The 8,685-nt window shown below is 66.4% G+C and carries 7 protein-coding genes; all 7 read left to right on the top strand.

Annotated elements, in window-relative coordinates:
• The first annotated feature begins 317 nt into the window (after positions 1–317).
• The 7 genes from AB7O82_RS05150 (at position 318) to AB7O82_RS05120 (ending at position 8,470) form a co-directional block, all read left to right on the top strand.
• Positions 318–1,931, top strand: a complete 1,614-nt coding sequence (locus AB7O82_RS05150) for an ABC transporter substrate-binding protein (RefSeq protein WP_428540224.1) — start codon at positions 318–320, stop codon at positions 1,929–1,931.
• A gap of 241 nt (positions 1,932–2,172) precedes the next feature.
• A complete protein-coding gene (locus tag AB7O82_RS05145) occupies positions 2,173–3,162 on the top strand; it encodes an ABC transporter permease (protein ID WP_428540221.1) in 990 nt (329 codons plus the stop codon).
• 1 nt (position 3,163) lies between these two features.
• Complete coding sequence (locus tag AB7O82_RS05140) at positions 3,164–4,099, top strand: ABC transporter permease (protein WP_428540218.1); 936 nt, start codon at positions 3,164–3,166, stop codon at positions 4,097–4,099.
• Between the two features lie 144 nt (positions 4,100–4,243).
• Positions 4,244–5,266, top strand: a complete 1,023-nt coding sequence (locus AB7O82_RS05135; protein ID WP_428540214.1) for an ABC transporter ATP-binding protein — start codon at positions 4,244–4,246, stop codon at positions 5,264–5,266.
• Positions 5,259–6,299 carry an ABC transporter ATP-binding protein gene (locus AB7O82_RS05130; RefSeq protein ID WP_428540211.1) on the top strand — a complete coding sequence of 347 codons (1,041 nt, stop codon included), beginning with the start codon at positions 5,259–5,261 and terminating at the stop codon, positions 6,297–6,299. Before AB7O82_RS05135 ends, AB7O82_RS05130 begins: the two co-directional genes overlap by 8 nt.
• 63 nt (positions 6,300–6,362) lie before the next feature.
• Complete coding sequence (locus tag AB7O82_RS05125; protein ID WP_428540208.1) at positions 6,363–7,556, top strand: M20 aminoacylase family protein; 1,194 nt, start codon at positions 6,363–6,365, stop codon at positions 7,554–7,556.
• Between the two features lie 29 nt (positions 7,557–7,585).
• Positions 7,586–8,470: a DUF6671 family protein gene (locus AB7O82_RS05120; protein ID WP_428540205.1), complete on the top strand. Its 885-nt coding sequence runs from the start codon at positions 7,586–7,588 to the stop codon at positions 8,468–8,470.
• Positions 8,471–8,685: the final 215 nt, after the last annotated feature.

Here is an 8,685-nt window from a genome sequence, read left to right as displayed (position 1 = left end):
TCTCCTCGTGCTTCTTGAAGTTGGTGTACGGGTGCAGATGGTGCGCAATGTCGCGGGCGGCGTTGGAATTGCCGCGGAAGCTGCGAGAAACGTCGTTCATGGAGGCACCCTGTTAATGCGACATAGGGAATAGCGAAGTCGGGTACGATACCGGGCCTCGCTCTGCAAATCCAACTGCCCCCAGCATGCAAATTTTTTGGGCAATTGACGCCTCCGCACCGCCAGTGCAACGTGGGTATAGGTATGCGTGTGCGCATAACTCAGGGAGCGGGGAGAACATCGGCGCGACCTGACGGGCGCCATCGAGGGGTACAGGGATGCATTTCACTTTCAGGCAGTCTTTCGCGCTGGCGGCGTTCGCCTGCGCCAGTCTAGCGTTGGCCGGTCCGGTCGATGCCAAGACCTTCAAATGGGCTAACTCGGGCGACGTCAGCTCGATGGATCCCTATGCGCGGCAGGAGACCTTCCTGCTGACCTTCAACTCGAACATCTACGATCCGCTGATTCGGCGCGACAAGAACCTGAAGCTCGAGCCGGCGCTGGCGGTGAAGTGGGGCCAGACCAATCCCACCACCTGGTTCTTCGACATCCGGCCGAACGTGAAGTTCCACGATGGCTCGACCCTGACCGCAGACGACATCGTGTTCTCGCTCAACCGCGCCAACGGCCCGGGCTCGAACATGCAGAGCAACTTCGTGTCGGTGAAGGAGATCAAGAAGACGGGCGACCTCCGCGTCGAGGTGACGACCAAGTATCCCGATCCGCTGCTGGCCGATAAGTGGGCGGCGCTGGGCATGATGTCGAAGACGTGGGCGGAGAAGAACAACGCCGTCAATTCCGCCGAGATGACCAAGAACGAGGAGAATTTCGCGACCCGCAACGCCATGGGCACGGGTCCGTTCATGCTCAAGGAGCGGCGCGCCGGCGAGCGCACGGTCCTGGTGGTCAATCCCAACTGGTGGGACAAGCCCATGCACAACCTCACCGAGGTGATCTTTACGCCGGTCGCCAATGCGGCGACGCGCGTCGCCGCGCTGAAGTCGGGCGACATCGACATGATGTACGAGGTCCCGCCGGCCGACACCGAGTCGCTGAAGAAGGAAGCCAATATCAACGTGCTCGAAGGCCCCGAGACGCGCGTCGTCTACCTGGGCTTCGACCAGGAGCGGCCCGAGCTGCCCGAGTCCAACATCAAGGGCAAGAACCCGTTCAAGGACAAGCGGGTGCGCGAGGCGATCCATCGCTCGATCGATGTCGAGGCGATCAAGCGCACGGTGATGCGCGGTCAGTCCTTCCCGACCAACCTGATGGTGGCGCCAGGCATCAACGGCTACATGAAGGATCTCGACAAGCGCCCGGCGCTCTTGAAGCCGGACGAGGCCAAGAAGCTGCTGGCCGATGCCGGCTATCCCAACGGCTTCGAGATCGGCATGGACTGCCCGAACGACCGCTACGTCAACGACGAGAAGATCTGCCAGGCCGTGGTGGCGATGCTGGCCCGCATCGGCGTGAAGGTGAATCTGCGGGCGCAGACCCGCAACCTCTACTTCGCCAAGATCCTGCGCAAGGGCGACCTGTCGCCGGGCGACACCGACTTCTACATGCTGGGCTGGTCGCCGGCCCAGACCTACGACGTCCACAACGTCTTCGAGGCGCTGATCCAGACCCCGAACAAGGAGACCAAGAAGGGTCAGTTCAATGCCGGCGGCTACTCCAATCCCAAGCTCGACGCGCTCGCCGACAAGATGGAGCAGGAGACCGACAAGGCCAAGCGCGACGCCATGATCGCCGAGGCGACCAAGCTCTATGTCGACGACTTCGCCTACATCCCGCTGCACCAGCAGGCCGTGGTCTGGGCGGCGCGCAAGAACATCGACCTGATCCAGCCGGCCGACAACAGCTTCCCGCTACGCTTCGTGACGGTGAAGTAGGGGGCTTCGAGAGCCCACCTCATGTTCCTCTCCCCCGCCCTCATGAGCGCGTTCGGCTTCGCCGAGCCGCACATAAGGGGGAGAGGCTGGGTGAGGGGGCTTCGAAGGCCGTGGCATCACCTGTAACCCCCTCACCCAACTCTCTCCCCCAGCGGGGGGAGAGGAGTTTGATCGTGAGGAGGAAAAAGCTGTCATTTGGCGCCAATCCTGCTAGGCCTGCCGCCGAGCCAATCAACCAGACATGCTTGCCTTCATCCTGCGACGACTTGCGCAATCCATCGCCGTGCTGCTGGCGGTGGGCTTGGTCGCCTTCTCGCTGTTCCGCTACGTCGGCGACCCCATCAACGCCATGGTCGGCCAGGACACCTCGATGGAGGACCGGGCGGCGCTGCGCGACAAATTGGGGCTGAACGACTCGGCGCCGATCCAGTTCTTCCGCTTCATCACCAATGCGGCGCGCGGCAATTTCGGCCTGAGCTATCGCACGTCGGAGCCGGTCGGTCGGCTGATCCTCGAGCGCGTCCCGGCAACGCTGGAACTGTCGTTCTGCGCCGCCGTGTTCATCCTGTTCGTCGGCGTGCCCATGGGTGTCTATACCGGGCTCTATCCACGCCACTGGTCGAGCCGGCTGCTGCAGGCGGTGTCGCTGTTCGGCGTCTCGCTGCCGCCGTTCCTGGTCGGCATCCTGCTGATCCTGATTTTTGCCGTCAGCCTGCACTGGCTGCCGTCGTTCGGCCGCGGCCAGACCGTGCAGATCGGCTGGTGGACGACCAACTTCCTGACGATCTCCGGGCTGAAGGCGCTGATCCTGCCGTCGATCACGCTCGGCCTGTTCCAACTCACGCTGATCATGCGCCTGGTGCGGTCGGAGATGCTCGAGGTGATGCGCACCGACTACATCAAGTTCGCGCGCGCCCGCGGCCTCACCAATCATGCGATCAATTTCGGTCACGCGCTCAAGAACACCCTGGTGCCGGTGATCACCGTGTTCGGCCTGCAGCTAGGCTCGCTGATCGCCTTCGCCATCGTGACTGAAACGGTGTTCGCCTGGCCGGGCGTCGGCCAGCTCTTCATCCAGTCGGTGCAGTTCTCGGATATCCCGGTGATGGCGGCCTACCTGTTGCTGATCGGCCTGCTGTTCGTGGTCATCAACCTCACGGTCGACCTGCTCTATTCGGTGGTCGATCCGCGCCTGCGTGGCGCCGGCAGCGCGCGGCCGGCGGGGCATTGAGATGGCGAACGGAACCGCCGCGGCCGGCTGGCTGCATCGCGTCACCGACAGCGACATCTGGTGGAGCTTCAAGTCCTCGCCGATGACGGTGGCGGCGGCGCTCCTGACGCTGTTCATCTTCGCCATGGCCTTCCTGGCGCCGGTGCTGGCGCCGCACACGCCGTTCGACCCGGCGACGCTCAACCTCAGTGACGGGCTGAAGCCGCCGGTGCTGGTCTCGGCCGACGGCGACTGGACCTTCCCCCTCGGCACCGACGACCAAGGCAGGGACGTGCTGTCGTCGATCATGTACGGCACGCGCCTGTCGCTCGAGGTCGGCTTCGCCTCGGTGTTCGTCGCCATGCTGATCGGCATCACGCTCGGCCTGATCAGCGGCTATTTCGGCGGCACGGTCGACGCCGTGATCATGCGTATCGCCGACGTCCAACTCACCTTCCCGGCGATCCTGGTGGCGCTGCTGATCGACGGCGTGGTGCGCGGTCTGATCTCCGTCAAGCGCCACGACGAGATCGCCCTGCTGGTGATCGTCGGCGCGATCGGCCTGTCGTTCTGGGTGAGCTACGCGCGCACGGTGCGGGGCTCGGTCATGGTCGAGAAGAACAAGGAGTATGTGCAGGCAGCCCGCGTCATCGGCCTGTCGCCGCTGCTGATCATGGTGCGCCACGTGCTGCCCAATGTCACCGGCCCGGTGCTGGTGATCGCCACCCTCAATCTCGGCCTCGCCATCATCACCGAGGCGACGCTGTCGTTCCTCGGCGTCGGCCTGCCGTCGACCGAGCCGTCGCTCGGCACCCTGATCCGCCTCGGCAACGAGGTGCTGCAATCGGGCGACTGGTGGATCACGGTGTTCCCTGGCATCACGTTGGCCGCCCTGGTCCTGGCCGTGAACCTGCTGGGCGACTGGCTGCGCGACGCCCTGAACCCGAAGCTGCGATGAGCAAGGTGACCCGAGGCAAGCGGGTTCAGTATCTTCCGGACCGCGAGCGTTCTTCCGGACCGCGGGCGTCCCGCCCGCTGATGAATCATGAGCGGGCGGGACGCCCGCGGTCCGGAAGAGCACGAACCATGAGATCATGAGTTGATGACGACTCCTTCCAACAACCCGCCGCTGCTCGAGGTGAAGAACCTGCGCGTCGAGTTCCCGACCCGGCGCGGCACCCTGCTGGCGGTCGATGACGTGTCGTTCGACATCGCACCGGGCGAGGTGCTGGGCGTGGTGGGCGAATCGGGCGCCGGCAAGTCGCTGACCGGCAACGCCATCATCGGCCTGCTCGAACCGCCGGGCCGGGTCGCCGCCGGCGAGATCCGCCTCGAGGGACGGCGCATCGACAATCTGCCGTACGAGGAGATGCGCAAGGTGCGTGGGGCTCGGATCGGCGCCATCTTCCAGGACCCGCTGACCAGCCTGAACCCGCTCTATTCGGTCGGCCGCCAGCTCGTCGAGACCATCCAGACGCACCTGCCGCTGTCGGCCTCCGAGGCACGTCAGCGCGCGCTCGATCTCCTGAAGGAGGTGGGCATCCCCGGCGCCGAGACCCGCATCGATCATTATCCGCACCAGTTCTCGGGCGGCATGCGCCAGCGCGTGGTGATCGCGCTGGCGCTGTGCGCCGGGCCGCGCCTGATCGTGGCCGACGAGCCGACCACGGCGCTCGACGTCTCGATCCAGGCGCAGATCATCGCGCTGCTGAAGCGGCTGTGCCGCGAGCACGCGACGGCGGTGATGCTAGTGACACACGACATGGGCGTGATCGCCGAGACCGCCGACCGGGTGGCCGTGATGTATGCCGGCCGCATCGCCGAGATCGGGCCGGTGCGCGATGTCGTCAAGCACGCGAGGCATCCCTACACCAAGGGGCTGATGGGCTCGATCCCGAGCCTCGGCGTGCGTCATGACCGGCTGACCCAGATCGACGGTGCCATGCCACGCCTGACCGAGATCCCGCCGGGCTGCGCTTTCAACCCACGCTGCACCGAGCGCGGCGCGCGCTGCCTCAGCGAGCGGCCCGAGCTGATGTCGGCCGGGACCAGCCGCGCCGCCTGCTGGCTACACGATCGCGGCGGGGTGGGCGCGCCGATTGCCCGGGAGACTGTCGATGCCTGACGGGACGACCGGCCAGTTCGTCCGCCTCGCCGGGCTGAAGCGCTATTTCGACGTGTCGGCGCCGTGGCTGGTGCGCACGCTCGAGGGCCGGCCACGCCAGATCGTGCAGGCGGTCGACGGCATCGACATCGAGATCGCCAAGGGCGAGACCTTCTCGCTGGTGGGGGAGTCGGGTTGCGGCAAGTCGACGGTAGCCCGCCTCGTGGTCGGGCTCTACCCGCCGAGCGCGGGCTCGATCCAGTTCGACGGCAACGACATGGCCCGGCGCCGCAGCCAGGCCGAGACGGCGGCGCTGCGCCGGCGCATGCAGATGATCTTCCAGGACCCGTATGCCAGCCTCAACCCGCGCTGGCGCGTATTCGACATCATTGCCGAGCCGATCCGCGCCTTCGACCTCGCCAAGGACAAAGCAGACCTCGAGAAGCGGGTCGGCGACCTCTTGCGCCAGGTGCGCCTGACGCCGGCCGATGGCCGCAAGTATCCGCACGAGTTCTCCGGCGGCCAGCGCCAGCGCATCTCGATCGCCCGCGCACTCGCCAGCGAGCCGGAGTTCCTGGTTTGCGACGAGCCGACCTCGGCGCTCGACGTCTCCGTGCAGGCGCAGATCCTGAACCTGATGGTCGACCTGCAGCGCCGCCTGCAGCTCACCTACCTGTTCATCTCGCACAACCTCGCGGTCGTCTATCACATCTCGACCCGGGTCGGCGTGATGTATCTCGGCCGCTTGGTCGAGGTTGCGCCGACCGACACGCTGTTCCGCCGGCCCAAGCACCCGTACACACGGATGCTGCTGGATACGATCCCCGACCTCGAGATGACCGGCCGCCAGCGCGCCCCGGTTGCTGGCGAGGTGCCGAGCCCGATCAACCCGCCGTCGGGTTGCTCGTTCCATCCGCGCTGCCCCTTCGCCAACGAGCGCTGCAAGGTCGAGCGTCCGAAGGCGCTGCCGATCGAGGGCGGCACGGTGGCCTGCCACGCGATCGAGGAAGGCCGGCTTGCCGTCGAAGAGCGGAGTTACGACAGCGGCCGTTGACGTTTAACCCGCCTTCCGGCATGCCTACGGTCCAGCCAGCCAGCGCATTCCGGGAGAATATGTATGCCGGTCAACAACCGCATTGCCTCGTTCCACAAGGACATGACCGCTTGGCGGCATGATATTCACAGCCACCCCGAGACGGCCTTCGAGGAAGTGCGGACCGCCGATATCGTCGCCGACAAGCTGAAGTCGTTCGGCATCGAGGTTCATCGCGGGCTGGCCAGGACCGGGGTGGTCGGCGTGCTGCGCTCGGGCACATCCAAGCGGGCGATCGGGCTGCGCGCCGACATGGATGCACTCGACGTGCACGAAACCAACGATTTCGACCACAAGTCGACGATCCCAGGCAAGATGCACGCCTGCGGCCATGACGGCCACACGGTGATGCTGCTTGGTGCGGCCAAGTACCTGGCCGAGACCAGGAATTTCGATGGCACGGTCTACTTCATCTTCCAGCCCGCCGAGGAGAACGAAGGCGGCGGCCGGGTCATGGTCGAGGAGGGGCTGTTCGAGAAGTTCCCGGTCGAGGGCGTCTACGGCATGCACAACATCCCGGGCATCCCGGTGGGCCGCTTCGCCGTCCGCCCCGGCCCGATGATGGCTGCCTATGACATCTTCGAGATCGTTGTGAAGGGCGTCGGCGCCCACGGCGCCATGCCGCATCACGGCATCGACCCTGTCGTCGTCGGCGCCCACATCGTGACGGCTCTGCAGTCGATCGTGGCGCGCAACATCGATCCGATGGACACCGCCGTAGTCTCGACCACGCAGATGCATTCCGGCGACACATGGAACGTGATCCCGCAGGAATGCGTGCTGCGCGGCACCGTGCGCACCTTCAAGAAGCCGGTCCAGGACATGATCGAGAAGCGCATCGAGAAGATCGCGCGCAACGTCGCGGCGGGCTTCGGCGCCGAGGTCACCAAGTGGCGCTACGAGCGGCGCTATCCGGCGACCGTGAACAGCGAGAAGGAGACCGAGTTCGCCGCCCAGGCGGCATCGGCCTTGGTCGGCAAGGAGAACGTCAACCGCAACCCGACGCCGGCGATGGGCAGCGAGGACTTCGCCTGGATGCTGCTCAAGAAGCCGGGCTGCTACATCTGGATCGGTAACGGCGACGGCGAAGGCAGCTGCATGGTCCACAACCCGGGCTACGACTTCAACGACGAGGTCCTGCCGCTTGGCGCGTCCTACTGGGCGACGCTGGTCGAGCAGCAGCTCGCCCGCCAGGCCGTGCCGCAAGCCGCGGAGTAGCTCCAGCCTCCTGCGCCGGCGACAGCGCCATGGCGTCCCGTGCTCATCCCTACACAGGCCAGGCGATCGGCCTGTCGACCATCCATGCCAAGGAGCAGGCGATGGAGCCGCCGTTCCGGCGGCTGCTGGGCGCCCACATCACCGTGGCGCCGGATGTCGACACCGATACGCTCGGCACCTTCTCGGGCGAGATCCCGCGGCCCGATGCGCTGGTCGAGACCACCTTCCTCAAGGCCGAGCTCGCTTTCCACACGCTCGATGTCGACTGCGCGGTGGCGAGCGAGGGCAGCTACGGGCCGATCGTCCGCGTGCCGTTCGTGGCGAGCGGCGTCGAGGCCATGGCCTTCATCGACCGTCGTCGCGGCGTCCGGCTGGTCGAGACGCTGGGCACCGAGCGCACCAACTGGCGGCTTCATCGCTTCCCGGCGGGCGATCCCGCCGTGCCCGCGGCGGTCAAGGCGATGGGTTTTCCGCGCTACGGCGTGTTCGTGATCTCGAGCACCGACCCCACCAGGCCGATCAAGGACCTGACGCGGCTGGAGGACGTCGTGGCCGCGGTCGACAGCGAGGCAAGGCGCTCGGAGGAGGGGCTCGCCATCGTCATCGCCGACATGCGCGCCCATCGCAACCCGACGCGCATGCGCGTCTTGCGCGCGCTGTCGTGGAAGCTCGCCAAGCGCCTGGAATGCCTGTGCCCGAAATGCCAGGCTCCAGGGTTCGGCCTCACCCAGTCGCGTCGCGGCCTGCCGTGCGAGGCATGCGGCACGCCGACCCACTGGGTCGATTTCGAGATCGACGCCTGCACGGCCTGCGGCCACGCCGCCGTGCGGCCCCGCAAGGACGGCCGCCGGACGGCGCCGAAGCGGGCGTGTCCCTCATGTCTTCCGGACCGCGGGCGTCTCGCCCACTCATGATCATGAGCGGGCGAGACGCCCGCGGTCCGGAAGAGGTCACGCCGCCATCGCCTTGCGGCGGCAGAAGCAGGAGGCGTGGACCGGGACCTCGCAGCGGGCGAGCGCCAGATCGAGGCGGGACTTGACCAGCGGCGTCTCGATCTTGTCGCCGCGCCGGACCAGGCATTCGTGCAGGCCGTGCAGGCTCCACACGTTGTCGGGATGCTGGCAGGAGC

Source organism: Reyranella sp., from assembly GCF_050185545.1.
Classification (GTDB): Bacteria; Pseudomonadota; Alphaproteobacteria; order Reyranellales; family Reyranellaceae; genus Reyranella.
This window is presented reverse-complemented; position numbering and strand designations above follow the sequence as displayed.

Bases quoted from the DNA above. Each gene is read 5' to 3' on its own strand.
- AB7O82_RS05150 (WP_428540224.1), top strand. From the start codon at position 318: ATGCATTTCACTTTCAGGCAGTCTTTCGCGCTGGCGGCGTTCGCCTGC.
- AB7O82_RS05145 (WP_428540221.1), top strand. From the start codon at position 2,173: ATGCTTGCCTTCATCCTGCGACGACTTGCGCAATCCATCGCCGTGCTG.
- AB7O82_RS05140 (WP_428540218.1), top strand. From the start codon at position 3,164: ATGGCGAACGGAACCGCCGCGGCCGGCTGGCTGCATCGCGTCACCGAC.
- AB7O82_RS05135 (WP_428540214.1), top strand. From the start codon at position 4,244: ATGACGACTCCTTCCAACAACCCGCCGCTGCTCGAGGTGAAGAACCTG.
- AB7O82_RS05130 (WP_428540211.1), top strand. From the start codon at position 5,259: ATGCCTGACGGGACGACCGGCCAGTTCGTCCGCCTCGCCGGGCTGAAG.
- AB7O82_RS05125 (WP_428540208.1), top strand. From the start codon at position 6,363: ATGCCGGTCAACAACCGCATTGCCTCGTTCCACAAGGACATGACCGCT.
- AB7O82_RS05120 (WP_428540205.1), top strand. From the start codon at position 7,586: ATGGCGTCCCGTGCTCATCCCTACACAGGCCAGGCGATCGGCCTGTCG.